Consider the following 24,311-nt stretch of genomic DNA (forward strand, 5'->3'; position numbering starts at 1 on the left):
GCCGTCTTGCGCTGGGGAAGCTGAGCGGCGAGGTCAATAGGACTACTTCTATGGATAGTCCTATGACGAACACGCGGGTACAGGTGATCACGTCGGTGCAACGGCGCCGACGGTGGACGCGGGAAGAGAAGGAGCGGCTGGTCGCGGCGGCGATGGAACCGGGAGCGGTGGCCTCGGCGGTGGCGCGGGAGGCCGGGATCCATGTCAGCCAGCTGTTCCGGTGGCGGCAGGAGCTGTGCGGTCCGGCGGCGAAGTCGGTCAGGTTCGCCGAGGCGACGATTACGGCCGAGCCGAGCTCGGCACCGGCCGCTGCCCCGCCGGCGATGACGCCGGGCGGCTCGATCGAGGTCGAGTTCACGGCCGCACCTCGGCTCCGGATCACGGGGCCGGTCGATCCGACGACTCTGTCGGCGGTGATCGACGCTCTGGCAAAGTTCGGCCGGCGATGACGGTCCCGGGTGGGGCGCGGGTGTGGCTGGCGACCGGCCACACCGACATGCGCAAGGGCTTCAACGGGCTCGCGCTGCAGTGAAGTGGACCCCGGATTTGGGACCTGGGCGTAAGTTGGAAGATGGCGGCTCCGTTTATTAGACGGAGCAGGCTATGACGAAGAGAACGAGACGGAAGATCGACGCGGGGCTGGAGGCGAAGATTGCCCTGGAGGCGATCCGCGAGCAGGCGACGGTGGCCGACCGGCCCAGCGCTACGAGGTTCATCCGAACCAAATTTGCGCCTGGAAGACGCAGCTTCTCGACCTTGCGACGCGGGCCTCGACCGAGCGGGGGTGTGTGCGCCGAGAAGGCCGCGCAGAAGACGGTGGACGCGGCCAGCTGACCGTGGAGCGCTATTTCATAGCCAGGAGGTCCGGCAGATGAGCGCGGCGGACCGGCGAGGAATGCTCGATCGCAGCGACGAGACGCTGTCGATCCGGCAGCAATGAGCTGCCTTGCTCGGGGTGGCGCGGTCGAGCGCCTGCCCGCTTGGGAGGCCGGCCGAAGCTCACCTTTCTTTGAGATCCTCGACGGCTCGCCTAACCTCCCTGACCTCGTCGTGGACGCGCTCCACCCGATCGCCGAGCCGGCCGATGCGATCGCCGATGTCGCCATGCTGCCGGCCCATCGCCTGGAACAACCGTTCGACGGCCCGACCGAGTTCGGCGAGCGTCTCGTCGAGGCGATCCATCCGCTCGACGGCGAGCCGGTCGGCGATGCCGCAGCCGATCGAGGCCCGCGCCTCGTCGGTCAGCACGGGCGCCTGACGCACGGCATCGTGCCGCGCCCGCCGCCAGCCGAGCCAGGCCGCGAGCGCCGCGCCGAGCCATCCCGTCCCCATCAGCGCCGTCCACCAGGACAGCGCGTCCGCCGCGCTCACTGCCCCGACATCCATCGCCCCAGCGCCCCCGATCGGTGGGAATCGGCCGCACCGCGCCAGACCGACACGGCCTCGAACAGGGCGCACACGGGATAGGAGGCGAGCGCCGGCAGCGCGCCGGGCTCGGACCCGAGCCACAGCAGCCAGGCGAGACCGAGCCACCAGCCGAGCCCCCAGGCGGCGCCGCCGGCTCGCAGCAGCGGCGAGCGTCGCCATCGGCCATTGATGACGAGGCCCGCCATCCTCATCACGCCGATGGCGATCGAGACCAGCGCCCAGACCGGCTCGGGTGCCAGCTCGGTGAGCACCCGATATCCGGCCGGGCCGAGCGCATCACCCGGCAGCGCGACGGCGGCGCCCCACGTCACCATCAGCGTCGCCAGCATCCATTCGGTGATCCGAGTGTGGGTGGACCGCGTACCGGGCATGGAGTGTCCTCGGACTACGAGGCAGACGCATCGGGCCGGCCTCGAACAGCCGCTTCGAGCCGCTCGCAAGCCACCTCGAAATAGGCCGGCTCGATCTCGATCCCGACATAGGGAAGCCCCCGCTCGAGGCACGCCACCCCGACCGTCCCGGACCCCATGAAGGGGTCGAGCACCGGCCCCTCCATGATCGCCAGCAGCCCGGCCATGAGCTCGACCGGCTTGCCTGCAATGTGGTGCTTCACCCGCGGGACCGACGCTCGGAACACGCCCGGGGCGACCGGCCCGGCGAGTGGCCGCGCGCCCTGGCTCGCCCACACCGCATACTCGGCCTGCACCCGATAGCGCCCGAGCTGGGGGCGGCAAGCCTCGGTCTTGTCCCACGGGCAGATGCCTCGCCAGACCCAGCCGCCGGCCTGCACGGCATCGGTGGTGACCGGGAGCTGGCGCCAGTTGGTGAAGGTGACCAGCAGACCACCCGCCCGCACGAGGCGTCGCGCCCGCCCCATCCACAGGGTCGACCAGGCGAAGAACGACCGCTGGTCCCGGGCGTCTCCGGCGAACTCGGGATAGGCTCCGAACCGCTCCTTCGACAAGTACTTGGCCGAGGGTGGCATCGCCCGGTCGCGAACATTTCCGCCGCTGCAATATGGCGGATCGGTCAGCACCGCACCGATGGTTCCCGGCGCCAGGTCGGTCAGGATCTCGAGCGCATCGCCGAGATAGAGTGTGGCGGGGCCGATTTCTCGCCGCGCGATATGCATGAGGCCTCTCCCGAGGTCTGGCGCTCGCGGCGCTCGCAGGAGGGCTCGGTTGGCCTCAGCACGTTGAAGGTGCCGCAGCGGCGGCATTTGATTTCGACGATGCCGGCGATTGCGCCGGCATCGGCACGGAACAGCAGCGCCCGACACGAGGCGCAGCGAACGAACTCCACTGACATTGGTTCCCGGATGTGCCATCCCTCTGCCGCTCGCCAGAGCGACGACGGGGTGGCGGCCATCTCTGAGAGTCGCTCCGCGGGACAGGTCGCCAAACTCGACCCGCGGCCGGGGAAACCCGGACCCCGTCACCTCGTCCTCCCTATCTGTTCGGCATCACTGTTGTGGTTGTGAGAACCGACGGCACACCGTCGGCCCCCTCACCTGTCGGCCCGGGTCAGCATGCCCTGGCGGAAGAGCACGACGAGTTGCAGCACGCCGGTCGCCGCGCGAAACACGAGCCACAGCCCGGCGACGATCGCGAGCAGCCACCAGTGGGCGAGGCACCACTGCACGACGCCGATCACGCTGCCGGCGATCGCGGTGACGGTGCCGGCGGCGTCCTGGATGCTGTGCAGCGTATCTTGCACCTGGTCGAGCGCGCCCGACTGCTGGATGCCGCCGATCACCCCGCCGAGGCCGAGGGCGCGGCCGAGCCACCCCATCGAATCGAGCGTGGCGACCTGCGGCGAACCTTGTGCGCGCAGGTCGCGCGCCGTGGCCTCGGCCCGGCCGCGGGCGATCGGCCGCGCCCCGGCGGTGGCAAGCGCGGCGAGGAGCGCATCGTCGACTCGGTCGCCGTCCGGCAGCCCGTGCTCGGCCCGGAACGTCCGGATTGCCGAGCGCGTGTTCGGGCCGGTGATCCCGTCCGGCTGGCCCACCATCGCGTAGCCCTTGGCGGCGAGCTGGCTCTGCACGTCGTAGAGTTGCGGATCCCCGCCGGCGGCGAGGCCGGGCCGGACCTCCGCAGGGCGAGGCGCCGCGGCCGCTGCGGCCGGGCCGACCACCGCCGACCACAACGTGCTCCACACCCCGGGTTTGGCTTGCAGCGCCACCGGCGTCGGCACGGTGGCAACGGTCGGGACGGGCGACCGGTCGAGGAGGTCGACCGACTCGATCAGCGGCCGCAGCTTGGCGAGCCAAGCCTTTCGGTCGGCGAGGCCGTTGGTGCCGCCGTTGATCCGCCTCGTGATCGCCAGGATGTCGTTGCGATCGGCGGCCGCATTGAGATTGCCGGCCGACCACTCGCCCAGTGCCGGCTCGAGCGCGTGCTCCGCGCTCAGCACCAGCTCCGGGTGCTCTTCGAAATCCACACCGCATTTTTCGCCCATGCGGCGGTAGTTCTCGCGGCCCGTCGTCTGGAGAAGGCCGCCGCCGCGGTAGCGCCAGCCGTCGCCCGGCTGCGTGTTGCCGAGTTCCCTGGCCTTGCGCGGATTGCCGAGGCCGTAGACCCGCTCGAAAATTGCGGGGCCATCCTTGGCGAGTCGCTTCGCCTCGGCCGGAGTGATCGCGGCCGAGTGCTTTCCCTTGCCGAACACTTCGAGCAGTCGCTTTGCGCTGTAAGCGCCACTCTCGCGCTCGACCGTCAGCCCACCGGTCTCGTGCAGCACCTGGGCCAGGAAATGCGCGACGCGCAGCGGCGTCGTAATGCCGTGCTGCCGGAAGAGGGCGTCCCCAGCTTCGAAAGCAGCGAGGTAGCTCGCCCGCGCCTTCGGCGCAGCCTTGCGGATGATATCGATCGGTCGTGACATGCTCGTGCTCCATCGGTCCGGCGCGCGGCCGGACGTGATCGGATCGATGATGATTTCGGGCTGGTGGTCAGGCGGCCGCGAACGCGGCATCGATCTCGGCAGTGGTGGTGATGATGCCGGCGGCGATCGCCGGCAGCACCTCGTGGCGAAGGAGATCGAAGCTCCCCTGCACACGATCGGACGCTGCCGCGGCGATCGCCACGAAATCGGCCGCCGGCACGTCGACGAACTCGGTCGGCCCGACCTGCCAGGAGACCGACGTCTCCGCGTCCGGCTGTTGGAGCCGAAGCACCTTGCCGGCCATCAGCGTGAGGCTCGTCGCGTCTGTGGCAAAGGTGATCACGACACCGTCGACCGTCGCGGAGTAGCCACCCGTCGCGATCGCCCATTGTCGGGCATTGGCATGGGCGACGAGGTCGGCAGCCGTCAAGGCATACGGCTCGGGCGTCCCGCCGCCGTCGAGCCAGGCGAGATATACGGCATAGTCCGTGTTCGCGGGATCCGCCGGAATGCACGCGCTGTCGGAAAGACGAATGATGCTCGTGCCATTGGTCAACCGGTACATTTCAGATTTCCGCCGTAGCAAGGATTGTTCTCGGTTCGAGAATACAGAGCGCACCTTGTAAAGGTGCTTCCTCGGTATAAAGGTCGAAGCGCCCTCCCTGCGGGCTCGTTGGTGCCCCGACGACCGACGTAATCTTCATTCCGATAATCCCTGGAATCAAAAGCGCATTGTTCCAATTCCACCCGAGAAGCGTGGGAGCAACTCGCATCATGGGGGCGAAGCTGCCGGCGATCGTTACAAAATTACCGCTGCCGACCGCGTATGTGCCCGTCCAACCCTGATCGAGGAACTGCCGGTAACGCATGCAACGATAGAGTTGGTCGGCGTAGGAAATACGCTCGAACGGCGTCGGAATTGATCCCACTTCCAGCTGGACCTTGGTAACGGTTCCAACACTGAATTCGACCACGAGCGTCGATGCAGCAACGACGTCTGTCTTCACAATCGGTGAAGCGAGAAACGGCCCCTCCGCCACGCCGTTCTGATACATTCTCGCCGCGGCCGTACCTTCCCAACTCAGAACATAGGTTCCAGCCTCTACGTTCACATCTTCGACGACCTGTCGAAGCGTTCCCGCAGAAATCGTTACGAGCTTGTCGATACCGACGCCGGACGAGGTGTATGTCGCACCGTCTGCACCGCCTTTCCAGCGATCATGTCCGTAACCATACGCGGCTAGCGTGACGGTGCCGGTCGCCTCGGTTTGATTGACAATGAAGTTCCCATTGATGATCTTGTTGCGAAACCCAAGAGGGTAACCGCTCGCCGGAAACAAGAGATTCGCGCGCGCCTGATTTACCTGCGCGACCGCGAGTTCCTGCGCGGAGAAACGCACGACAGAAAGATTCGCCGCGGCTGCCGCTACGTCGGCGACATCGGACAAGTTGTTGGTCGACAGAAGATCGCCGAGACCCGCCGGGCCTTGCGGCCCCGGTGGCCCCTGCTCACCCTGCTCGCCTCTGCCGACGAGCAACGTCCACCACTCCGTCGAGGCCGTGGGGTCGTGCCCCCTGTTGTCGTCCTGGCGCGATCCGTAGAGCGACCCGTCCAGGGTGACGGCATCACCAATGGCGTACACGGCGCCGGCATCGTAAGCACCACGCAGAGCGATGCCCACAGCCGGCGGATCCTGCTCGATCCACGCCCCGGACTCGCGCCGCCACCAGCGCCATGGTGTGCTGGCCGTGCTGAGCCAGATTTCGCCTTCCTCGCCGAGCGAGACGTCCGGCGCGTCACCCGACCACACGATCTTCGAACGCTGGAGCGCGGCGAGGAAGCGATCGTTGGTCTGCAGTGCGACCGCTGCGCTGTAGCGCTGCGTCGAGCGCGGCAGCAACGCATAGGCCGCATCGGTCAATTCCTCCCCGGCCCACGGCAGCAGCAGATCCAGGTGCGTGTCGTCGACCACATTGCCGACGATACCGGTCAACCCGGCCGCGTGGATGTCGTCGCCGCGACGCGCGACTAGCGACCAGGCCGTGCCGAAGCCGACCACCGTCGTGCTTCCGGCCGCCACAGTGACCGTCCCGGTCGTGTATGGATCCCCGATTGCCATTCGCCTGCTCCCTCACCCGAGGTCGAGAATCGCGTACCTGATCACCACGCCGTAGGGCGCGCCGTTCACCGCGAACTCGACACGGTCGGTCATCGGGCGGATCGCGAACTTGATCGAGGCGAACGTCTCGTGCACCCGCGAAATCCCGCTTCCGACGGCTTGTCCCTCGACCGCCCTCTGCACCTTCGACCCGGTGTACAGGTCGGTCGGCTCCCAGTTCGGCATTTCCGACACGCACGTGATCCACTGGCCGTTCAGATACGCGTAACGCTCGCTTGCCGGCGAACTGATCTGCAGGCTCCAGCGCTCCGACATCGCATTGGCGACCACGAAGGGCGGCGGATCGATCGTCTTGCCGTACGACACGGCTTGCACGACCTCGTTCGTGTTGAACCGATCGTTGCCAATGCCGGTCGTCAGCGAGAAGGATCCCTTGGCGACGAGCAGCGGCGACCTGAACGACGGATGGAAGATGTGCTGGAACAGACCTGCGCCGGCGACGTCGACGCCCGGCTTCGACACGAAGAGACCGGCCGGATTCATCAACACGCGCTGGACCATCAATACGCCTCGCGAAAGATCACCCACCGCGCCCGGAGCGTGCACGGTGCGGAGCTGGATCCGATCGATGCGGTCGAGTGGTTTCTCACGACCAGCGTTCCACCCTCGACCCGGAACGACGCGTCGCCCGGCATGCCCTTCTGGTACTGGAAGTTCCACCACCCGATCTCGCCGCCGGCATAATCGCGCGTGTAGTAGACATAGCCCCACACGAAGAGGTCCGAAAAACCCGCGATCTCGGCAGGCAGAGCGATATGGTGGATGGTCGAGGTGGGCAGCGCCCCGGACCCCGACAGGGCCGTGTTCCCCTGCGCAACGACCTGCTGCGCTCCGGTGTTTCCTCCGAGCAAGAGCCGGCCGTAAGGGGCGGTCTCCACATCGACACCCGGCTTCGACACCCACAGATCATAGATGCCGCCGCGTTGTCCGAGGATGATGCGCGCGACCACGTCAGACCTCGATGGCGTAGATCGTATAGAGCCACCGCGTCGCCGGCCAGGCGACCCCGTAGAAGGTGTCGAGCGTCCGGATGGTGAGGCTCGACGACGTGACGAGCCCTACGAAAGGCGTCACCCAGTGGCGCAGAGACGGAGCGGCGAACGACGTCTCCACCACGTCCTGCGGCCAGAGGTAGTTTCCGTCGTCGATCCGGCAGATGGTGGCGAGCGGAACATATGGCAGGATTGGGAAGGTGACCGTGCCGTAGCCCATCACGCCTTGCTGATGGATGATGCCGAAGTCGGTGAGCCGAGAATCGAACGCGATGCCGAACGAGCCGAGCGGCTCGGCCTGCACCGAGTATCCCGGACGCGAGACACGCAAGCCGAATTGTCCGTCCGGCAGCCGGCCGAGCAGCACGCGATCAGCCATCGGAAATGATCAGCCTCGCATTGTCCAACTCGATGCGGAAGAGGTTGTTGGCCGACCGCACGACGCCGGCCGTCACGTCGCCGATGTTCGCCGTGATCGAGGAGAGTGTCGCGACCGACAGCTGGCCGGCGAGGATCCCCCCGTCCGCGATCATGTCGCCGCGGAACGCCAGCTTGGCGACACCGTTCACGTTCGCGATCGTGAAGACGGGCACGACGTCGCCTCCTGCCAAGCCGGACCACGCGACCGCGAACGTGTCGGCCTGGACGATGAACGCCGACGTCGACCCGTCGTTGTATGCCCGCCAGCCGCTGACATAGCCGTCGGAATTGAGCTGCAGGCTCGCGGTCGCCAACAGCTTGCCGTCGACCATGGCGATCGCGCTCGAATTGCTTTCGACACTCGCTGTGAGGCCGTCGAAGGTCGCCGAGACCGTCACCCGATAATCCGCGAAGGCTTGCTGCTCGGTCGCGACGGTGGTGGCGAGCTCGGTCACCGCGGCCAGCGCCTTGCCGCCCGTCGCCGTGATCTCCCGGCGGATCGTCTGCTTGTCGAGCCACTCGGCCTGCGAACGCGACAGCGCCGCCGCCGCGACGATCTCGCTCCACTCGTCGAGCTGACCGGTCACATCGCGAAACAGCGCGTTCACCTGGCTGATCAGCTGCTGCAGCAGGCTCACGGACGCCTGGATCGATGGCGTGAAGGTCGTCAGCGACGTGAAGACGGTCGGCCCTGCGACGCCATACCCGTTGACGGCATAAGCGGCCACCGTGACGGTCACGCCCTCCTCGTGCCGGATCGGATAGCTGCCGGAGGTGGACAGCCCCTCGGACACCTGTTCCCAGGTCTGTCCGTCGTAGGAGAGCATCACGATGTAGGAGGCGGCGCCGCGCGCCGTCCCGCAGGCCCAATCGACGTCGAGGCTGGTCGACCGCTCCACGCACTGCGCGCGCACCCACGGCACCGTCGGCACGGCCGGAACCTCGGTCCCGAACGACGGGATGCTCGGCCCCGGCAAGATGGGCTCGCCCAGAGCCTCCCAGACGGACGGATGATCGTAGACCGCCTCGATCGCGATGTCGTCGCGCCCTTGCGGCGTGACCGACACGACCAGGTACGGGTCCTCGAGCTCGATCAGCGGGCCGATCTGCACGCTCGTCATATCCTCGGCCGGGTCCGCGAGCACGGAGTCGAGCGGCATGCCGTGATAGTCCTCGGCCGCCGCGACGTCGGCGGCATCCAGCACGACGACGTTCGGCTGCTCGGCGTTCGGCCACGTCACCGCGCAGGGACCCCACTCGCGCCCCTTGCGGTCACGCAGCCGCGCATATCGACCGTCGGCGATCTCCATGGCGGTATCGAGCGTCAATGTGCGGCCGGTCGCCGACAGGATGCCCGCCGCGCGCGCATCGGCCATGAACCATGCATCGACCCGCACCGGATCACCCCGCGTGACGAGCCGCCCCTGCCGGTCCGCCGAGAAGCGGCGACGCTCACGTCGGTAATAGGCGCAGGCCGCGATCCAGCGCGCGAGGTGCGTGGCGTGCTCGTGGGTGGTGACACCCTGCAGCTGCTGACGCTGCGGCCAGAGCGTCTCGGCACCGTATGTGACGCGGACCTCACGGCGGCGCCGCGGATCCCCATCGACGTAATATTCGGCGATGACGTCGGCCGATCCGTCGTCGCGCGCGACTGGAAAGGTCGCGGCGGTCGTGCCCTGCTTGATCTGCCGCCGGGTGAAGACGTGCTTGCGCACGTCCTTCTGCTCGTCGCGGGTGAACGACCAAACCGCGCCGAAATTCGCGGGCTCCGCCCGGATCGTCGACAGCGCCACCGAGGCCGCCTCGTAGACCGAGACCGGCCCGCGGATCACGCCGTCGTAGGTGTCGAATTCGGTGAGCGTCGAGGCATAGTGCGCGATGCGATCGAGATCGATCTGGCTGTCGCTCATCGCCGCGCCGTAATCGGCATTTCGCAGAACGTCGGCGAAAGCATAAACCGCCTTGCGGGTCGGCTGCTCCACCCATTCGGCTCCGTCCCACACCAGCAGGATGCGCGTCGCCTGCACCCAGAGATCGGCGAACGAGGTGACGCCGAGCGACTTGTCCGATCGCACGCGCAACGCGATCTCGGTGACGTGCGGGCGCACCACGGCGTCGTCGAAATGCGAGCGCAGCCCCGACCAGGTCGCCGTGTTCACGACGACGTCGGACTCGCTCTGCGTGTTGCGTGCCCGCACCAGATATCGCCCCTCCGGCACGGGGATCTTCCGTGTGAACCGCAGGGCGGTCAGAGATTTTGTCGAAAACCCGTTGGAGTGGAGCTGCACCCAGTCACCGATCTGCTGATCGTCGTCGTCACATGCCGCGTATTGGAACTCGACGGACCAGTTGGCGGCGTGGGCCTTGCCGTCGTCCCAGCCGTTGTTGACGACGCCCATCGGCGCCTCGTAGTCGATTTGGATCGTGCTGGTCCGGCTGCCGGACTCGCAGCAGACGAACGGCCCGGACCACCCAGGATTGTCGCCGGGGTACGGCAGCTCGATGCCGGCGACATTGCCGTTGGTGTAGACCGACCCCGGGACAAGGGGCGAGCTGCCACCCGGCTGGATGATCTCGATCTCCGTCGGGCCGATCGACGATCCACCGGTCCCCGAGGTGCGCGTCAGTGCCGACGAGCCGGAGCCCTGGATCGAGACGAACGGCTCCTGGATGCCTCCATCCTCGGTCCACAGCGTCGCGGTCCCGAGCATCATCTTGTGGACGCGATATTTGCCGAGCCCCAGCGTCACCCTCTTGTAGAGGATCTGGTCGTCGCCGTCATAGACGGTGTAATCGGCTTGCGTCAGGTCGGGCTGCGTCCAGAATGTCCCGTAGCCGACCGGAATTCGATCGCCCGGCCTCGGCAGATTGCCACCGCCCGAGACACCGTAGAGCTGCCGGCTCGACTCGTTGTCGTCGTCGTTCGCGCCCGCGCGCATGGCGAGCGAGAGCAGCGCCGCGCCGCCGACGACGAGACCGGCCTGCGTGGCACCGACCAGCGCCGACGAGGCCGTGGTGAACAGCCCGCCGCTTGCCCCGGACACGAGCCCACCGGCGACCAGTGGCGCAGCCCAGGCCGCCGCAGCGACCAGCGCGATCATCCCGACCGCCATGCCGATCTGCTTGCCGCTCGACTGGTTGGACGAGCCGCCGCCGCCGCGCGGCAGATAGGTGATCAGCACCACGTGACCGGGCTCGACCAGCGTCCGCGCCCAATCGGCCCGACGGCGCACCGTGTGATCCTCGGGCCGCATCACATCGCCACGCCGATGCACCGACACGACGAACGGCCGTCGGAGATCGGCATGCTGACGCACCACCGAGGCCAGCCGGCGCCGACGCCGATCCAGCGTCACGGCCGGCGCGATCTCGCGCCCGACCACGTTGACGCGCATCACACGCGCACCCGCCCGGCTCATGCTCACGACACCCCTGGAACGAACCAGCTCGGCACCCAGCCACGGGCGCCGAGATCACGCAGCGAGTCGAGAACCACGCCGTGCGGTGCGTCGGTGTGCAGCACACCGCCACCATCCAGCTCGAGCCACACGCCGGCATGTTCGTAATCCCCCTCGACCGCCGCCCGGCGGCGCATCAGCGCGACGGCGCCGTGCACCGGCCGGCCGACCTCGTGCCAGCGGCCGCGCTCGGCATGCTGGGCGAACAGGCCGCGGCGATAGCGCCTGCCCTCCCCGCCCCCACAGCCGGCATCGAGCACGGGCGGCAGGGCACGGCCGAACAGGTCGCGCTGCACGTCGGCGACGAGGCGCCAGCAATGCCGGCCGTCACGCGTCCATGGCGCGTTGATCAGCCGATCGACATAGGCCGCAGCGGCGGAAGCAGGCAGTTCCATCACAGATTGCTCAGAGCCGGATAGAAGGTTCCGTCGTAGGTGGCGCGCGGAAAGGCCTCCATCGCGACCTCGCGGAACGAGACCTCGCCCTCGGCCGTCGTCGCGGTCAGATCGACCGACCGCAACTGCAACCCGTCGATCACGTCGCCCGGTCCCGTCAGGTCGGCCGAGGTATAGGCGCGATAGACGACCGAGATCGGTGCGGTCGACTGGATCGCGGCCCGCAGATAGGGCAGCAGCAGACCCGACACGTTGTCGATCCGGACGCGCATCGGCGTCGGCCCGTCCTCCGACACGCCGGGCAGCGTGACGGCGACGGCGAGCGCCCGGAACGTCACCGGGTCGCCGCCGGCGACGAGAGGAAGCAGGACGTCGTCCTCGACATTGGAGGCGATCCGCACCGGCTCGGCAAAGCCGACATGGTCGAGCTCGAGCGTCTCGATCACGACCTCGCCCGCCGGGTTCGCGGCGTAAGCCTCCTGCATCGCATCCGTCAGGGACATGGTGTCACGATGCGTAGGGCAACACGCACAGGGTGAACGACACGACGTAATGGCTCCCACTCTCGTCGATCGAATATGTCCCGCCGTCGAACCAGCATCGGCGCTGCACGTAGCCGGTGCCGGGAATCGGGACCGGCATCAGAAAATGCCGTGTCGACTGGTCCAGTGTCTCGACCGCGAACGCACGGAAATCCGCGCACTGCGCGTCCGTCATGACGATCGAATAGCCGATCTTCTCGACGACGGTCCGTGCCTGCACCCGCATGATCGGCGGACCGTCCTCGACCTCCGTCACGACCGGCTGGCGATGGCCCTCCGGTCGCTTCCGCGGTGACTGCCTGGTCTTGTACGGCAACGCCGTCGGCCATGTCGGCAATGCCACGATTCTATCCTCGCAGGGTGGTCCGGCGCTTCGCGGCCTTCGCCATCGCGCCGCGGCCGCGAGAGAGATCGGACGCCATGCGCGTCTGCACGGCGTCGTAGATCATGTCGACGATCACCGTGCCGTCCGTACCGACCGACGTCTTCGCCGTGACCCCCGGTGCCTCGTTCACGACGACATTGACCGCCGGCGCGCGGGAGGCTCGCGCCACGGGCGCGATGCCCGGCGGCATCACCACACCACCATCGGCAAAGCCGGCCAGTCGCCCGGAATTCAGCGCTTCGAGAAGCGGTAGATTGCCGGCCGTAGCCGCCGCATTCACGACGTACTCGCCCTTCGAGAGCATCGCCGGAACCGAGTCGGACGTGCCGGTGCCGGAGCCACGCACCTGGCCGCCGCTCGCCATCCCCACGCCGAACCCTCCGCTCCCGAACAGTGACGCGAGCGCCGAAACTGCGCCGCTGCCGGCCCCGTTCGGCGCGATGATGCTCATGATCATCGCCTTGGCCTGCATCCGCAGGATGTCCTGGATCACCGAGTTGGCGAAGCGGGTGAAAGCCTCGCCAGCTGTCTGTGATTCTGTGACCCATCCGGCGAAGGCGTCGGCCGCGCCGTCGGCCGCACTGTCGATCCGATCGAACGCCTCACTCAGCACCCGTTCGCGCCGGGCCGCCTGCTCCATCGCGGTCGCCACCTCCTCGATCTTCTGGCGCTGCGTCTCGGTCACCTCGGTACTTTTCAGCCCAGCCTCGGTGTTGGTGCGCTTCGCCGCCTCCTCGAGGAGCGCAACGGTCCGCGCCCGGTCGCGCGCCTCCGTGTTGAGGCCGATCGTCGCCGTCTCGGCGTCGATCACCGCGATGGACCTTTGTGCCTGGGAGACAGCACGCGTGAACGGATCAAACTCGCGCTTGGTCTCGCTCGACGCGGACGACGCTTGCGGCTTCGCCGGTGGCTTTTTGACGGTGATTGCTATCGACGGCGGCTTCGCGGCGAGTGCGGCGCGAACCTGCTCCTCTTCCTTTCGCAACGTCGCGACCCGACCCTCGAGCTGCTGTACTTTTGCGCGCGAGATGCCGAGGCTTGCGTCTATCGGCGAGGCGGCGGCCACACGCGCCTCGGCGAGCTGCTTTTCGAGATCGATCAGCTCTTGTGTGATCTCGCTCAGCCGCGTGGCGTCGGCCTTCGCATCCCTCCCGAACAGCTTGTCCGTCAGCCCCATCGCCGGATTGGCGAGCTGCTTCAGCGTCGACAGATCGAGACCGCCGAGGACGCGAACCGCCGCTGCGGGATCCCCGGCCTTCAGCGCGTCCCTGATGCCGATCGCGGCCTTGTACAAATCGGTGATCTGCTTCAGGACGCCTCGGAACTCCTCGATGATGCCGGCACCAATCGTCTGGATCGCGCCGGCAAAGGCCGGGTCCTGAAGCACGGCGATCAGGCGCTCCAGCTCCTGCCGGAACTCTTCCGTCTGGCTGGTCGGCACCTCGAACAAATCGCCTAGGGCGTTGTTCAGGCTTTCGAGCGCGCCCCCGAGCGTCTGCCGCGCTGCACGGGCTGAGTTGCCGAACTCGACGCGGAGTTCAGCGAGGATCATGCGCATCGCCTCGGCTACCCTGCCGGACTCGACCAGCGTTTTGATTTGCTGCTGTTGCTGCGCGGTGAAGCTCACACCGACCTCGCGCAGCGCGCTGACGCCAGCGACCGGGTCGTTCAACGCCTTGCCGACCTGAAGGATGTTGGACTTCAGGTCGGTGCCGAGCACCGTCGACATGTCGAGCGCAGCCTCCAGCGCCTCCGGAAAGACGTCGCGTCCGATATTCGTGAAGGTGAGGAGCTGCGCCTCCGCCATGATGATGGTTTCGTCACCGAACTTCGTCACTTGCTGCATCGTCGCAGCGAGCTTTTTCAGCTCGTCCGCGGTATAGCCTGCGGCGCCTCCGGTCGAGCGGATCGTCTGCTCGAGCTGCTTCTCGACGCGCTCCTGCTCGACCGTGGCGGTGATGAACTTTGCGCCGGTGAACATCGCAAAGAAGCCGGCGAGCGCGCCGGTCGCGGCACCGGCCAGCCCGGTCGCCGCGCCGACCAGCGCCCCTTCGAGGTTGCGCGTCGCTACCGCTGCGGTCTTCGCCGTGCTCGCCTCGATCGCTTTTCCGGCCTTCTGGTACCGCTGTTCAACCGCCCGGAGCTGTCGGTCCGTCGTCTGCCGCGTCTTCGCCATTTCGCGCTCGTAGGAGCGCATCTGGGCTTCGAGGCGAACCACCAGCGTTTCGAGATCGGTCTTCGCCATATCAGGCGTCCCCGTGTGCTCGCTTCATCGCGTCGAACTCCTCCTCGCTCGGCGGTTCCGGCTTGGCCGACGCGCTATGCGTCTTGTTCCAGCCGTCCACGCAGGCGGCGAGTTGCCACAGCGACATGGAGCCGACCTGGGTGGGCGTAAAGCCTATCGCTGCGCCGGTTCCATAGAGGGCGGCGGCGGAGAGTCGGTCTCCGGCGCGGCCGCCGCCCCCGCTTTTCCCACCGGGGGCTCCGCGCGGGGCGAAACTACGGCCGCAGTGATCACGGCGAGCGCCACGATCACGCCGTCGTAGAGCTTTCCGGCGCCGCAGTGCCGATCGATCAGCTCACGCGCGAGCTTGCCGTCGACGCCGCCGCCAATCAGCCCGAGCCGCAACGTCTCGCGGATGTCATCGATATGCCAGCGGTCGGTGGCGAGGCGCTGCCGGATCTCGGCGAGTCCGCATCCACGGCGCTCCTCGAGGGCGAGGCATTGGTCGATGGCGAGCCGAAAGCGACGCTCGTCACCGCCCCAGACCAGATCGATTGCACCGTCGTGCTCCATCTCGTCCCCCTCAGGCGGTCGTGAAGTCGCTGATCTCGCCGTCGCTCTCGAGCGTGATCGAGACCTGCGCCTTGTCCGACCGGCCTCCGGTCACCTCCCACTCGGTGAGCTTGAAGGACCCGGACCAATAGCCGAGAGTGCCCAGCCAGACCTGGACGCTCTTGCCGGCATCGGCCTTCCACCACTCGGTATAGGTGGCGAGGGTCGTGGCGTCGTTGTCGAGGACGCCGGCGCCGGTCAGCCCGACCGACAGCGCATCCTTGACCAGCTCCCGCCACGCAGGGTCGTCCGGGCTGTCGCAGTCCGGCACGACGATGTCGTTGGTGTTCGACCTGAAGGTAACGCCGCGATCGGAGTTGATCAGGCACGGATGCGCGAACACCTCCGGGTCCGCGCCGTCGCCGATCTTGATGTAGACCTGGGTGCCGCGAATGGTCGTCGGCTTTGCCATGCTCCCTCTCCTGGTGATGCCGATCAGTCGTGATCGACGAGATATCGAAACTCGACGACGGCGTGGCTGGTGAGCCCGTCCGGATCGCGTAAGAATCGGGTCTGCAGGTGCTCGGCGAGCACCACCGTGAATCCCTCGAGCGCGAAAGCGGTCGTGCAGCGCGCCCGGACCTCGCCGGCGATCCGTCGCGCCTCCGGGAAGCCCACGGCGCGCGACCACACATGGACCTGCATCGTGACCTCGGACGAGACCAGACACTCGGTGTCGTCGCCGACGGTCTCGCCCTCGCCCACCTGCAGGTGCGGGAATTCCGCTTCGAGCGGCACGTCGTCGAGGACGCGTCCGCCGGCGACCGCGGGTGTGGCTTTCAGGGCCGCGACGATGGCGCCCTGCAATGCGAGCGACGGGTCCTCGCTCATCGCGCCGCCGCCTCGCGCGCGGCCTTGCGCATCGCCCGCGTGATCCTGGCCTTGATCCGCCGGCGCAGCGCCCGGAACACCGGATAGAAGAACGGCCGCGCCATGCTGCCGGGATGGTGAGCACCCTTGAATTTTCCACCCGCCGTGTGTGCGGACGTGCCGAACTCCACGAAGGCCGCATAATAGGCCTCGGCATCGCCGGCATGCAGCGTGACGCTCAAGTTCGGATCGGCGTCGCCGCCGGCGGAAACACCACGGACGTTCGCGTTCTCGGCACGGTAGCGGCCGAAGGTGTAGCCGATCGACCGGAGCAGCGCGCCCGACCGCACCGGGACGAGACGCCGCTGCATGCTCGTGACCTCCCTCGCCGCCTCCTCGAGCACCGGCCGCATCGCCGCGCGCTGTGCCTTCGGGATCGCCGCCATTTTCGCGAGCAGCCGCTCTCGGCCCTGCATTTTCGCGGTCATGCGGCGACGCCCGCCTCGCACGTGAGATCGATGTAGTCGCGCCCCTCGCGCTCGACGGCGCCGCGGATCGCATAGACGGTGCCGCGCCGCGCATCGACGGCCCGCCAGTCGGTGGCGATCGCGCGGGTGCGAGCCTCGGCCCTCACCGTGATCACCACCGGCTGCGTGCCCTGCAGCCGCGCCGCGATCACGCTCTCTCCCCCACGCAGGGACACGATGCGCGCCGACACCGAGAACCGCTCGATCCAGTCGGCCCGGACATTGCCGTACCCGTCGTCGCCGACGGCACGCGCCTCGAAGCGCACACGCTCGCGCAGATCACCGGCCGGCATCGGCCTTCTCCTGCGTCTCCGCCGGCCGCCGATCCGTCTGCACGCCCTCGCCTTGCCGAGCAGCGCCCGCATATGCCGCTGCACCAGCGGCCACGGCGGCCGCGGCACAGGCGCGCGGAACATTGACCTTCCGACCGCTGCGATAGGCGATCGCCGTCCGTGGTGTCGGACACCAGGTCCAGGCCCGCGAGAACTGCACCCACATCACCACACCCGATATGGCAGGATCATGCCGTCGACCTTCGCCGGCAGCGCGGAAACCTGGCCCGACACGACGGTCTCGCGCCGATCGTAGAGCGTGGCGACCGCGAGCTTGGCCCACGCCTTGATCGCCGGCGGCAGGGTATCGGTCTCGGCCTCGCCGTCGGACGTGACCGCGTAGCCGGCCTCGAAGGTGATCCGCACCGCGCCGTAATCGGTACGCACGGACGGCCAGCTCTTGCCGTAGGGCGGCGCGAGCATCGCCTTGCCACGAGAATCGGAATCGACGATGCGGTAGCCGGTGCCTGCGGCGAGCGTCTGCTCGGTACCGTCCGGGGCGGTGTAGAAGATCGACGAGATCGATACGAGCGGCGGATACGGCAGCACGATCTCGCCGCGGGGAAAGCCGAGCAGATCGAGACGCCACGTCTGCGGCCGCAGCGCCCGGCCGAGCCATCCGCTGAACGCCGGATCGAGCTGGCCCGCGACCGCCGCGACCTGCGCGGCGATCAGTTCGTCGTCCTCGTCGTGCTCGACACGCAGATGCCGCTTCGCCTCGGCGAGCGACAGAAGAGGCACCGTGGGGGCCGAGACGAGGATGGCGGTCATGGCCGTCCTCAGCGCTTCTTGCCGCGCTTCCGGCGCGCCGGTTTGGCCGCCTCCGGCTCGGCATCCGCGAGGTCTGCGGCACCCTTCGCCGACACGGCGGCACCCCCCTCCTCGGCATCCACCGGATCGGCGAAACCGGCGGCGACTGCGACTGCCGCGAGGTCACCGCGGATGATCTCGCCCGCGGTGATCTGGCGGGTCAAAACCGCCCCGTCGGGGACGCCCGGAAACGTCTTCGTCACTCTGGCCCGCATCTCCATCTCCCGTTGCTTCGCGGCGGCCGGAACACGCCGGCCGCCGCACGATGGGCCTGCGCTCACGCCTGGTCGGCGGTCGGCGCGATCGTGGGATCTCCCTCGAGGAGCATCGCCGCGATCGGCGTGCCCGTGCCGTGCGTCCCCGAAAAGTCCGCGAGCAGCGCGAGGTAGCGCCGCCCGCCGACATAACCGACGCGATACGCCGCAGCCGCCGCATGCGCGGCCGTGAGCGCCTTGATGATCCCGCCCGACGCCACGCTCGCGCCGAGCACGTCGGCATCCGAGACCGCATCCCAGGTCTCGCCGTCGTCCGAGTGCGTCAGGACGAACTCGATCTTGTCTGTGTCCGAGAACGTGATGCCGCCGGCACCGATCGCCAGCAGGATCTCCGCCGAGCGAAAACCCCGCAGATCGACCGCGGTCGGAACATTGTCGGCCGAGAGCACGGCGGCGCCGATCAGCAGCGCGACCGACGAGCCGGAGTGGCTGTCCTTCATGTTCATGTGTCTCTCCCGTGGAGATCAGTTCGCCGCGCACTTGAGGAGCTTGATCGCCTCGAAGTTCTGGACACCGCCGCCGACCCGCTTCGTCGTGTAGAAGTGGACGTACGGCTTGTTCGTGTACGGATCGCGCAGCACACGCACGCCGATCCGATCGACGATCAGATAGCCGCGCTGGAAGTTGCCGAACGCGATCGGCACGGCGTTCGCGCCGATCGCCGGCATGTTGTCGTCCGTGTAGACCGGCTTGCCGAGGACGGTGCCCAGCTCGGCGGTCGCACTCGGCGGCGCCCAGATGTAATTCCCGTCGCCGTCCTTGAGCTTGCGGACGGCGCCCATGACGGCGTCCGACATCAGCCACGCGGCCCCGTTCCGGTAGCCGCTCTTGAGCGCGTAATAGACGTCGATCAGGGCATCGACGCCGTTGTGCGTGGCATCGGACAGCGCCGCCGCGACGCCGGTCGCGACATAGCCGAGCTTGCCCCAGGTATAGGCGGCGTTGGTGACGGTGTCGTAGGACAGCAGACCACGCGGCCGCATGACGCCGTCGCCCGCGATGAAGGCCGCGCCCTCCTGCTCGGCGAAGACCGTCGACACCTCGGCGGCGAGCCACTGCTCGATGTCCGTGGTGGCGTCGTCGAGCAGCGTCTGAGTGGCCGCCGGATTGGCGTACATCTCCATGACGCCGTAAGCGAGCTCGGCGAGCGTCGGCGTGCCGGTCTCCGGCCGCATCTGACGCTCGCCGACCCAGCCGTAGCCGGCGCCGCCCTGGTTGATCAGCCGCTTGTAGGTGCCGGTCGAAACCGGTACGACCCGGGCGATCTGACGCATCACCGAGATGGTCCCGAGCACGCGATCGATGCCGGCCTCCATCTGCTCCGGCACGACGTAGCCGCCGTCGGGATCGGAGTCGGTGCGCAGCTCCGCCTTGATCTCGAGATCGCGCAGCCCGGCGTCGGCACCACGCCGGAAAAACCGGTCGAACGCGGCCGCGTGCGCACGCCGCTCCGCCGTGATCACCGGCTTGTCGCCACCGGCACCGGCACGCACCGCGGCGAGCGCGGCGTTGACCTTGTCGAGCGCGGTCTGCAGCTTGGTGATCTCGGCGTTGATCCGGTCGACCTTCTCGGTCTGGACGACGTCGCCCATCCCCTTCTTGATCGCCTTGATCTCGGCCTCGTGCTCGGCCTTGAACGCCTCGACGGTCGTCTTCAGCTCGGCGAGGATCTTGACCGCGTCGGCCTGCGACGCGTCGGCCCGCGGCGCGCGGACGAGGCCGCGCGCGCGGATCGGGAGGTTCACACCCATGATCTGGGCTCCTACGATTTGAGGATGGTGATCAAGTCCCTGACCATTGCCAGGTCCAGGCCAGCGCTCGGCATGACCGTCCCGGCAGCGCTCGGCGTGCCGGCCATCGCTTCGCGCAGAAGGCGCCGCCGCTCGGACCGCGGGATGCCTTGCTGCGCGAGGATCGCATCGAGACGGCGCCGCGCCATCGGCGCGCCGGTCTCCCGGGCGCTCGCCGACGGCTCGTCGGCGGAGACACCCTCGTTGAGCTCGTCGGCGACTCCGGCCTCGATCGCGGCGGACGCACCCATGTAGGTCTCGGCGTCCATCAGCGTCTCGATCGCCTTGCGATCACGGCCGGTGCGCGCCGCATAGATGTCGACCATCGCGGTATCGAAGCCCTCGAACACGCCGGCCGCGTCGCGGAAATCGTGCCGGTTCCCGATCACCAGGCCCCAGGCATTGTGGATCATGACGAAGCTGCCGAGACCGACACGGATCGTGTCCGCCGCCATCGTGATGATCGAGGCCCCCGATGCCGCAATTCCCATCACGTCGACGATCACCCGAGCCGGATGCTCGCGCAGCAGGTTGTAGATCGCGACCGACTCGAACATGTCGCCGCCCGGCGAGTTGATCTTGACCGTGACGTCCTTCGCTCCGATCGACCGCAAGGCACCGGCCATTCGTCTCGCCGTCCAGCCACTGCCCCACGCGTCCTCGCCGATCGGCTCGTAGAGCGAGATCGTCGCGGGATCGTCGGACTCGGCGGTCAACGGTCGTTTCGACCAGCGGGCCAGCACATCGGACGGCGCGTCCCACTGAAAATTCTTCGGCCGGGCCGGTGTCGTTGCCTCAGGCAGCTTGCGCAGGCTCATTGTTCGATCCTCGTGTCTGCTGGACACCGGCCGGCGGCGGAAGGTCGGAGCGTGGCGGCAGATCCTGCAGCTCGCGGACCTCGTCGGCGCCCATCCACGGCGAGTGGCCGCCGGCGCCGAGCGCCTTGGCGAAGAAGTCGGCCTGCTGTGCCATCGAGCCGCGCAGCAGCGCCCCGGCATTGAACTTGATCTCGTAACGCTCGATCTCGGCATCGGTCAGCAGCGAGCGCTCGGCGGCTTGCTGCCACGCCTCGAACCAGGGACCGAGCGCGTAGCGAACGAAGAATTGCCCGAGCACGTCGATGCCGGACCCCCACGACGTATCGTCGACGCCGAGCAACGGACGCGGCACGCCGAACGGACGGGCGATCTCCTCGATCTGCATCTTCCGCATCTCGAGGTGCTGGGCCTCCTCCGCGGTCTGGGTCACCTTCACGGCGTCCATGCCCTCCTCGAGAATCGGCCATTTGTGGGCGTTCTCGACACCCGCCCATTTCGCCGCCATGGACTCTGCGAGGTTCTTCTGCGCGTCCGCCGACAGCCGGCCCGGATGCTTGATGAAGCCGCCGGCGATCATCCCGTTGACGAACATTCGGGCGGCGGCCCGCTCGCTCTGCACCGCGAGCGCGATCGCCTCCGCGGCCTGCTTGACCAGCGAGAGCCCGGAAATCCCGTCCGAACTCAGCCCGTAGCGAAGGTGGAACACCTCCTCCGGGGCATACACCACCTTGCCGCCATCGGGCCGGGTGTACTCGTACTCGACCATCCAATCCGCCCGCTGGCGCGGTCGAACGCGCTCGGTCGGCAACGGAACGAGGTGCATCACGCGACCGCGCGAGCGAACGATCAGGGCGAACGCATCCCCGCGATCGCCCGAACCCGACGCGCCGAGCGCGCGCTGCTGCATCAGCGCTCGGAACTCGTAAGCCGTCTGCCAGGGGTTCGGCCTGCGATGCAGCGCGCGGAACAGCGGATGCGCCGTCGCCTTCTCCTTGGTCGCACGATCGATCAGGTGCAGCGGCAGCATTCCGATCGCAAAGCTGATCAGCGACACACACCGGATCACGGTCGGGTTCTTCAGCGCGACCGCGGGCGTGACATGAATTCCCGCCTGCGTCGGCCCGCCGCCACCCGACCGGATGAACTCCAGCAAGAGCGGATCGCCGAGCCCGCCGAACAGATGGCCGTCTCCGATCGCGGAGGCCTGCACGGTCGGCCCACCCCGGCGACGAAACGCGTCGAGCAGCCCCATCAGACCATCACCATGCCGCGGGTCTCGTAGACGGACGGACCACCTGCCGCTGTCGGATTCCAGCTCAACAGGATCGTCGCCTCGAACAAGGCGATCAACGGATCGATCTTCGCTCGGCCCGAGATCTGCTTCGTCACCATCAGGTGGTTCCCGCGCGGCTCCACTTTCGCGTTTCCCAGCACCCAGTTCATCATCCGCTGCCCGCCGTGCTTGAAGGTGCCGTCGTCGAGCTTCAGCTCGAGGCCGTAGAGCGCGGGCGCGAGTGCCGGCCCCTGCAGAAGGCGCTTGATCTGATCTGCCGTGACGCCCCCCTCGGCCAAAGCCTCGAACACCGCGGCAGCGTTGTTCGGGTCGACGCCGACCGCATCTCGTGCCGGGAGCAATCCGGTATCGACGAGGCGCCGAAGAAGGGCGACCAGGCCGGCCGAGCGGCCGGCCGTATCGGCGATCGTCAGCGAGTCCTCCTCCGAGAACTCCTGCAGCGCGGGCGCGATGTCCTTGCGCCGCTCCAGCACCTTCGGGTCGGCGAAAGCGTGCGCCCAGGCGAGCCAGTTGCGCGTCTCCCGCTCCCGCCCGATCACGGCGATCCCCATCAGGTCGTCGAGCCCGCCCCCGTCGATGCCGATGGTGATGACCTCCGACCGGGCAATCAGCGAATCCAGTGTCAGGGTGTCGTCGCTCGCCTGCTCCCAGAACGCCGCCCCGCACCAACCGTCGCCCGAGAGCCCGACACCGATTTCGATGTTGAGGTGCTGCGAGGCCCAGATGCGCTCGGCCTCGGCATTGACGCGGCCGTTGTTCTCGTAGTCGGCCAGCAGCCGCTGCATGTCGATCGAGCGCCCGAGATTCGGCAGCAGCAACGGCCAGTGCTCGTGGTCTCGCCAATATGTCTCGTCCCGCTGCAGCTCGGCGGGGTACTCGTAAAGCACCGGCAGCAGGATCGGGGTGGCGCCGCTCTTGCCGTCGCGGATCGCCCGGGCCTTCTGCAGCTCGGTGCGCCAGATCCCGGTCGGTGGCTCGTCCGACTGGGTGGTGATCATCAGCACCTGGCCGCCCTGCATCGTAATTCCGCCACCACGAATCTGCTGCATGACGGCCGCGGCCTTGGCCTTCTTCCCGAGTTCGTGCACCTCGTCGATGATCGTCAGCACCGGAATCTCGCCGGTGACGATCGTGGTGTCGAAGGTCTTCACGTCCAGTGCAGTCCCGGTCTTCCGCCGCGTGATGCTCTTGAGGTGATCCTGGACCTTGAAGATCGCTTGAAGGCGCGGGTCGAGCCGGATCATGCCCTGCGCCTGGCCGAAGCATCGCTCCGAGATGTTCTGCGACGGCGCGACGAGGAGCATCTGTCGGTTCGGGGCCTCCTCCATCCACAAGGCCGTGAGTGCCAGCCCGGCGACGTAGGTGGTCTTGCTGCTCTTCTTCGGCACCATGCAGAGCAGCTCCCACACGATCCGCGTCTTCGTCGCCGGGTCCTCGCTCGCGAGAACCGCGCACAGAATGTCGCGGAACCAGTCGCCGCACGCCTCGGCGAGCGTGGGCGTGCCGGGCACGTCCGGCAGCCTGAGGCGGTCGAAGAACGCTCGTGCCTTCGCGGCCCGGGCCTCGTTGAGCGGCACGGTCGCCATCGGCGTCAGGCCGGCTCGGATCCTGTCCCACCAATCGGGGCAGGCGAACCGCGGCAGGTCAGTTGACCGCATGGTGCGCCGCGGCCGCCTCCTGATCGAGTTCGGCGGTCAGCTCGGCATCGGCATCCATCGCGCGCTGCTCGTCGAGCTGCTTCTTGCCGAGGCGCGGAGCCTGCGAGGTCTTGGTCGTCTCGAAAAACTGCTCCGCGGCCATCCGATCGTTGCGCTCGATGAGCGCGCCGAACTCCCTCATCGCCGAGACGTTCCCGGCCTCGACCTGTGACCACAGGTGCATGGTGAGCGTTGCGGTCATCCGGTCGCGCTGCACGTCGCGGAACTTCAGCTCGGAAAAATAATGCTTCCGCAGCGTGGGCAGCGTGATGTGCAGCGCGTTGGCGATCCGCTCGTTGCTCCACCCGAGCGCGAGCAACATGCTGACCTTGTTGCGGTTCTCCTGTGTCGGGATGTGCTGGGGCCGACCCCGCCGACCATGGTTGGCAGGAACCGGAGCGCCGAACAGGTCGAAAGCCTGGTCCACCTTAAAAAAATCCGCGAA

31 protein-coding genes are annotated in these 24,311 nt (G+C 67.8%); 2 read left to right on the plus strand and 29 right to left on the minus strand.

Annotated elements, in window-relative coordinates; translation table 11 throughout:
• Positions 1 to 62 precede the first annotated feature (62 nt).
• Together tnpA and A33M_RS04595 are read left to right on the plus strand one after the other, a co-directional pair.
• Positions 63 to 449, plus strand: coding sequence for an IS66-like element accessory protein TnpA (tnpA, locus tag A33M_RS23665; protein ID WP_040619320.1), 387 nt, complete (start codon positions 63 to 65; stop codon positions 447 to 449).
• Positions 450 to 603: 154 nt separating this feature from the next.
• Positions 604 to 834: a hypothetical protein gene (locus A33M_RS04595; RefSeq protein WP_083850308.1), complete on the plus strand. Its 231-nt coding sequence runs from the start codon at positions 604 to 606 to the stop codon at positions 832 to 834.
• Between the two features lie 165 nt (positions 835 to 999).
• Here A33M_RS04595 and A33M_RS04600 read toward each other — a convergent pair whose 3' ends face one another.
• From A33M_RS04600 to A33M_RS04730, 29 genes are all read right to left on the minus strand, one after another.
• Positions 1,000 to 1,371: a hypothetical protein gene (locus tag A33M_RS04600; RefSeq protein ID WP_008384057.1), complete on the minus strand. Its 372-nt coding sequence runs from the start codon at positions 1,369 to 1,371 to the stop codon at positions 1,000 to 1,002.
• Complete coding sequence (locus tag A33M_RS22135; protein WP_157223327.1) at positions 1,368 to 1,799, minus strand: hypothetical protein; 432 nt, start codon at positions 1,797 to 1,799, stop codon at positions 1,368 to 1,370. The genes A33M_RS04600 and A33M_RS22135 overlap by 4 nt, the downstream gene beginning before the upstream one ends.
• A gap of 14 nt (positions 1,800 to 1,813) precedes the next feature.
• Positions 1,814 to 2,560, minus strand: a complete 747-nt coding sequence (locus A33M_RS04610; RefSeq protein ID WP_008384061.1) for a DNA-methyltransferase — start codon at positions 2,558 to 2,560, stop codon at positions 1,814 to 1,816.
• Positions 2,494 to 2,796 carry a Com family DNA-binding transcriptional regulator gene (locus tag A33M_RS25340; protein ID WP_083850309.1) on the minus strand — a complete coding sequence of 101 codons (303 nt, stop codon included), beginning with the start codon at positions 2,794 to 2,796 and terminating at the stop codon, positions 2,494 to 2,496. The genes A33M_RS04610 and A33M_RS25340 overlap by 67 nt, the downstream gene beginning before the upstream one ends.
• Positions 2,797 to 2,934: 138 nt before the next feature.
• On the minus strand, positions 2,935 to 4,305 hold the full coding sequence (locus tag A33M_RS22140) for a peptidoglycan-binding protein (protein ID WP_008384063.1): 1,371 nt from the start codon (positions 4,303 to 4,305) through the stop codon (positions 2,935 to 2,937).
• A gap of 67 nt (positions 4,306 to 4,372) precedes the next feature.
• Positions 4,373 to 4,870 carry a DUF4376 domain-containing protein gene (locus A33M_RS04620; protein WP_008384065.1) on the minus strand — a complete coding sequence of 166 codons (498 nt, stop codon included), beginning with the start codon at positions 4,868 to 4,870 and terminating at the stop codon, positions 4,373 to 4,375.
• Position 4,871: 1 nt separating this feature from the next.
• Positions 4,872 to 6,425 carry a hypothetical protein gene (locus A33M_RS04625; RefSeq protein WP_040619321.1) on the minus strand — a complete coding sequence of 518 codons (1,554 nt, stop codon included), beginning with the start codon at positions 6,423 to 6,425 and terminating at the stop codon, positions 4,872 to 4,874.
• Positions 6,426 to 6,437: 12 nt separating this feature from the next.
• The gene (locus tag A33M_RS04630) at positions 6,438 to 7,013 is read right to left on the minus strand and encodes a hypothetical protein (protein WP_157223328.1); all 576 of its coding nucleotides are present in this window, start codon (positions 7,011 to 7,013) and stop codon (positions 6,438 to 6,440) included.
• Positions 6,986 to 7,435, minus strand: coding sequence for a hypothetical protein (locus A33M_RS04635; protein WP_008384069.1), 450 nt, complete (start codon positions 7,433 to 7,435; stop codon positions 6,986 to 6,988). The genes A33M_RS04630 and A33M_RS04635 overlap by 28 nt, the downstream gene beginning before the upstream one ends.
• A 1-nt stretch (position 7,436) precedes the next feature.
• Entirely contained in the window at positions 7,437 to 7,856 is a 420-nt protein-coding gene (locus A33M_RS04640) for a hypothetical protein (protein ID WP_040619322.1), read from the minus strand.
• Positions 7,849 to 10,998, minus strand: coding sequence for a host specificity factor TipJ family phage tail protein (locus A33M_RS04645; RefSeq protein WP_157223329.1), 3,150 nt, complete (start codon positions 10,996 to 10,998; stop codon positions 7,849 to 7,851). The genes A33M_RS04640 and A33M_RS04645 overlap by 8 nt, the downstream gene beginning before the upstream one ends.
• A gap of 320 nt (positions 10,999 to 11,318) precedes the next feature.
• Positions 11,319 to 11,750: a hypothetical protein gene (locus A33M_RS04650; RefSeq protein ID WP_008384075.1), complete on the minus strand. Its 432-nt coding sequence runs from the start codon at positions 11,748 to 11,750 to the stop codon at positions 11,319 to 11,321.
• The gene (locus A33M_RS04655; RefSeq protein ID WP_040619324.1) at positions 11,750 to 12,253 is read right to left on the minus strand and encodes a DUF1833 family protein; all 504 of its coding nucleotides are present in this window, start codon (positions 12,251 to 12,253) and stop codon (positions 11,750 to 11,752) included. The genes A33M_RS04650 and A33M_RS04655 overlap by 1 nt, the downstream gene beginning before the upstream one ends.
• Positions 12,254 to 12,257: 4 nt before the next feature.
• Positions 12,258 to 12,635 (minus strand): hypothetical protein, encoded by a 378-nt coding sequence (locus tag A33M_RS04660; RefSeq protein WP_157223330.1) that lies wholly within the window; start codon positions 12,633 to 12,635, stop codon positions 12,258 to 12,260.
• Positions 12,636 to 12,639: 4 nt separating this feature from the next.
• A complete protein-coding gene (locus A33M_RS04665; RefSeq protein WP_008384080.1) occupies positions 12,640 to 14,922 on the minus strand; it encodes a phage tail length tape measure family protein in 2,283 nt (760 codons plus the stop codon).
• Between the two features lies 1 nt (position 14,923).
• On the minus strand, positions 14,924 to 15,049 hold the full coding sequence (locus A33M_RS25205) for a hypothetical protein (RefSeq protein WP_008384082.1): 126 nt from the start codon (positions 15,047 to 15,049) through the stop codon (positions 14,924 to 14,926).
• A gap of 26 nt (positions 15,050 to 15,075) precedes the next feature.
• Positions 15,076 to 15,474, minus strand: a complete 399-nt coding sequence (locus A33M_RS22145) for a gene transfer agent family protein (protein WP_008384084.1) — start codon at positions 15,472 to 15,474, stop codon at positions 15,076 to 15,078.
• Positions 15,475 to 15,484: 10 nt separating this feature from the next.
• Positions 15,485 to 15,925: a phage tail tube protein gene (locus A33M_RS04675; RefSeq protein WP_008384086.1), complete on the minus strand. Its 441-nt coding sequence runs from the start codon at positions 15,923 to 15,925 to the stop codon at positions 15,485 to 15,487.
• A gap of 23 nt (positions 15,926 to 15,948) precedes the next feature.
• Positions 15,949 to 16,344 (minus strand): DUF3168 domain-containing protein, encoded by a 396-nt coding sequence (locus tag A33M_RS04680; RefSeq protein WP_008384089.1) that lies wholly within the window; start codon positions 16,342 to 16,344, stop codon positions 15,949 to 15,951.
• The gene (locus A33M_RS04685; protein ID WP_008384091.1) at positions 16,341 to 16,811 is read right to left on the minus strand and encodes an HK97-gp10 family putative phage morphogenesis protein; all 471 of its coding nucleotides are present in this window, start codon (positions 16,809 to 16,811) and stop codon (positions 16,341 to 16,343) included. Before A33M_RS04685 ends, A33M_RS04680 begins: the two co-directional genes overlap by 4 nt.
• Positions 16,808 to 17,143, minus strand: coding sequence for a head-tail adaptor protein (locus tag A33M_RS04690; RefSeq protein ID WP_008384093.1), 336 nt, complete (start codon positions 17,141 to 17,143; stop codon positions 16,808 to 16,810). Before A33M_RS04690 ends, A33M_RS04685 begins: the two co-directional genes overlap by 4 nt.
• A gap of 204 nt (positions 17,144 to 17,347) precedes the next feature.
• Positions 17,348 to 17,953, minus strand: coding sequence for a head-tail connector protein (locus A33M_RS22150; RefSeq protein WP_008384096.1), 606 nt, complete (start codon positions 17,951 to 17,953; stop codon positions 17,348 to 17,350).
• A gap of 8 nt (positions 17,954 to 17,961) precedes the next feature.
• Positions 17,962 to 18,213, minus strand: a complete 252-nt coding sequence (locus A33M_RS04700; RefSeq protein ID WP_040619325.1) for a hypothetical protein — start codon at positions 18,211 to 18,213, stop codon at positions 17,962 to 17,964.
• Between the two features lie 56 nt (positions 18,214 to 18,269).
• Positions 18,270 to 18,713: a hypothetical protein gene (locus A33M_RS04705; protein ID WP_008384100.1), complete on the minus strand. Its 444-nt coding sequence runs from the start codon at positions 18,711 to 18,713 to the stop codon at positions 18,270 to 18,272.
• An 18-nt stretch (positions 18,714 to 18,731) separates the two neighbouring features.
• On the minus strand, positions 18,732 to 20,018 hold the full coding sequence (locus A33M_RS04710; protein WP_008384103.1) for a phage major capsid protein: 1,287 nt from the start codon (positions 20,016 to 20,018) through the stop codon (positions 18,732 to 18,734).
• Positions 20,019 to 20,029: 11 nt separating this feature from the next.
• Positions 20,030 to 20,875: a head maturation protease, ClpP-related gene (locus A33M_RS04715; protein ID WP_008384105.1), complete on the minus strand. Its 846-nt coding sequence runs from the start codon at positions 20,873 to 20,875 to the stop codon at positions 20,030 to 20,032.
• Entirely contained in the window at positions 20,853 to 22,127 is a 1,275-nt protein-coding gene (locus tag A33M_RS04720; protein WP_008384108.1) for a phage portal protein, read from the minus strand. Before A33M_RS04720 ends, A33M_RS04715 begins: the two co-directional genes overlap by 23 nt.
• On the minus strand, positions 22,127 to 23,827 hold the full coding sequence (locus A33M_RS04725; protein WP_040619326.1) for a terminase TerL endonuclease subunit: 1,701 nt from the start codon (positions 23,825 to 23,827) through the stop codon (positions 22,127 to 22,129). Before A33M_RS04725 ends, A33M_RS04720 begins: the two co-directional genes overlap by 1 nt.
• Positions 23,814 to 24,293 carry a hypothetical protein gene (locus tag A33M_RS04730; protein WP_052026842.1) on the minus strand — a complete coding sequence of 160 codons (480 nt, stop codon included), beginning with the start codon at positions 24,291 to 24,293 and terminating at the stop codon, positions 23,814 to 23,816. The genes A33M_RS04725 and A33M_RS04730 overlap by 14 nt, the downstream gene beginning before the upstream one ends.
• Positions 24,294 to 24,311 lie beyond the last annotated feature (18 nt).

It is taken from the genome of Rhodovulum sp. PH10 (genome assembly GCF_000293785.1).
Lineage (GTDB): Bacteria > Pseudomonadota > Alphaproteobacteria > Rhizobiales > Xanthobacteraceae > Rhodoplanes.

Coding starts and splice junctions, on each gene's coding strand:
- tnpA (WP_040619320.1), top strand. CDS start 63: ATGACGAACACGCGGGTACAGGTGATCACGTCGGTGCAACGGCGCCGA.
- A33M_RS04595 (WP_083850308.1), top strand. CDS start 604: ATGACGAAGAGAACGAGACGGAAGATCGACGCGGGGCTGGAGGCGAAG.
- A33M_RS22135 (WP_157223327.1), bottom strand. CDS start 1,799: ATGCCCGGTACGCGGTCCACCCACACTCGGATCACCGAATGGATGCTG.
- A33M_RS04610 (WP_008384061.1), bottom strand. CDS start 2,560: ATGCATATCGCGCGGCGAGAAATCGGCCCCGCCACACTCTATCTCGGC.
- A33M_RS25340 (WP_083850309.1), bottom strand. CDS start 2,796: ATGGCCGCCACCCCGTCGTCGCTCTGGCGAGCGGCAGAGGGATGGCAC.
- A33M_RS22140 (WP_008384063.1), bottom strand. CDS start 4,305: ATGTCACGACCGATCGATATCATCCGCAAGGCTGCGCCGAAGGCGCGG.
- A33M_RS04620 (WP_008384065.1), bottom strand. CDS start 4,870: ATGTACCGGTTGACCAATGGCACGAGCATCATTCGTCTTTCCGACAGC.
- A33M_RS04625 (WP_040619321.1), bottom strand. CDS start 6,425: ATGGCAATCGGGGATCCATACACGACCGGGACGGTCACTGTGGCGGCC.
- A33M_RS04640 (WP_040619322.1), bottom strand. CDS start 7,856: ATGGCTGATCGCGTGCTGCTCGGCCGGCTGCCGGACGGACAATTCGGC.
- A33M_RS04645 (WP_157223329.1), bottom strand. CDS start 10,998: ATGATCGCGCTGGTCGCTGCGGCGGCCTGGGCTGCGCCACTGGTCGCC.
- A33M_RS04650 (WP_008384075.1), bottom strand. CDS start 11,750: ATGGAACTGCCTGCTTCCGCCGCTGCGGCCTATGTCGATCGGCTGATC.
- A33M_RS04655 (WP_040619324.1), bottom strand. CDS start 12,253: ATGTCCCTGACGGATGCGATGCAGGAGGCTTACGCCGCGAACCCGGCG.
- A33M_RS04665 (WP_008384080.1), bottom strand. CDS start 14,922: ATGGCGAAGACCGATCTCGAAACGCTGGTGGTTCGCCTCGAAGCCCAG.
- A33M_RS25205 (WP_008384082.1), bottom strand. CDS start 15,049: ATGTCGCTGTGGCAACTCGCCGCCTGCGTGGACGGCTGGAACAAGACG.
- A33M_RS22145 (WP_008384084.1), bottom strand. CDS start 15,474: ATGGAGCACGACGGTGCAATCGATCTGGTCTGGGGCGGTGACGAGCGT.
- A33M_RS04675 (WP_008384086.1), bottom strand. CDS start 15,925: ATGGCAAAGCCGACGACCATTCGCGGCACCCAGGTCTACATCAAGATC.
- A33M_RS04680 (WP_008384089.1), bottom strand. CDS start 16,344: ATGAGCGAGGACCCGTCGCTCGCATTGCAGGGCGCCATCGTCGCGGCC.
- A33M_RS04685 (WP_008384091.1), bottom strand. CDS start 16,811: ATGACCGCGAAAATGCAGGGCCGAGAGCGGCTGCTCGCGAAAATGGCG.
- A33M_RS04690 (WP_008384093.1), bottom strand. CDS start 17,143: ATGCCGGCCGGTGATCTGCGCGAGCGTGTGCGCTTCGAGGCGCGTGCC.
- A33M_RS22150 (WP_008384096.1), bottom strand. CDS start 17,953: ATGACCGCCATCCTCGTCTCGGCCCCCACGGTGCCTCTTCTGTCGCTC.
- A33M_RS04700 (WP_040619325.1), bottom strand. CDS start 18,213: ATGGAGATGCGGGCCAGAGTGACGAAGACGTTTCCGGGCGTCCCCGAC.
- A33M_RS04705 (WP_008384100.1), bottom strand. CDS start 18,713: ATGAACATGAAGGACAGCCACTCCGGCTCGTCGGTCGCGCTGCTGATC.
- A33M_RS04710 (WP_008384103.1), bottom strand. CDS start 20,018: ATGGGTGTGAACCTCCCGATCCGCGCGCGCGGCCTCGTCCGCGCGCCG.
- A33M_RS04715 (WP_008384105.1), bottom strand. CDS start 20,875: ATGAGCCTGCGCAAGCTGCCTGAGGCAACGACACCGGCCCGGCCGAAG.
- A33M_RS04720 (WP_008384108.1), bottom strand. CDS start 22,127: ATGGGGCTGCTCGACGCGTTTCGTCGCCGGGGTGGGCCGACCGTGCAG.
- A33M_RS04725 (WP_040619326.1), bottom strand. CDS start 23,827: ATGCGGTCAACTGACCTGCCGCGGTTCGCCTGCCCCGATTGGTGGGAC.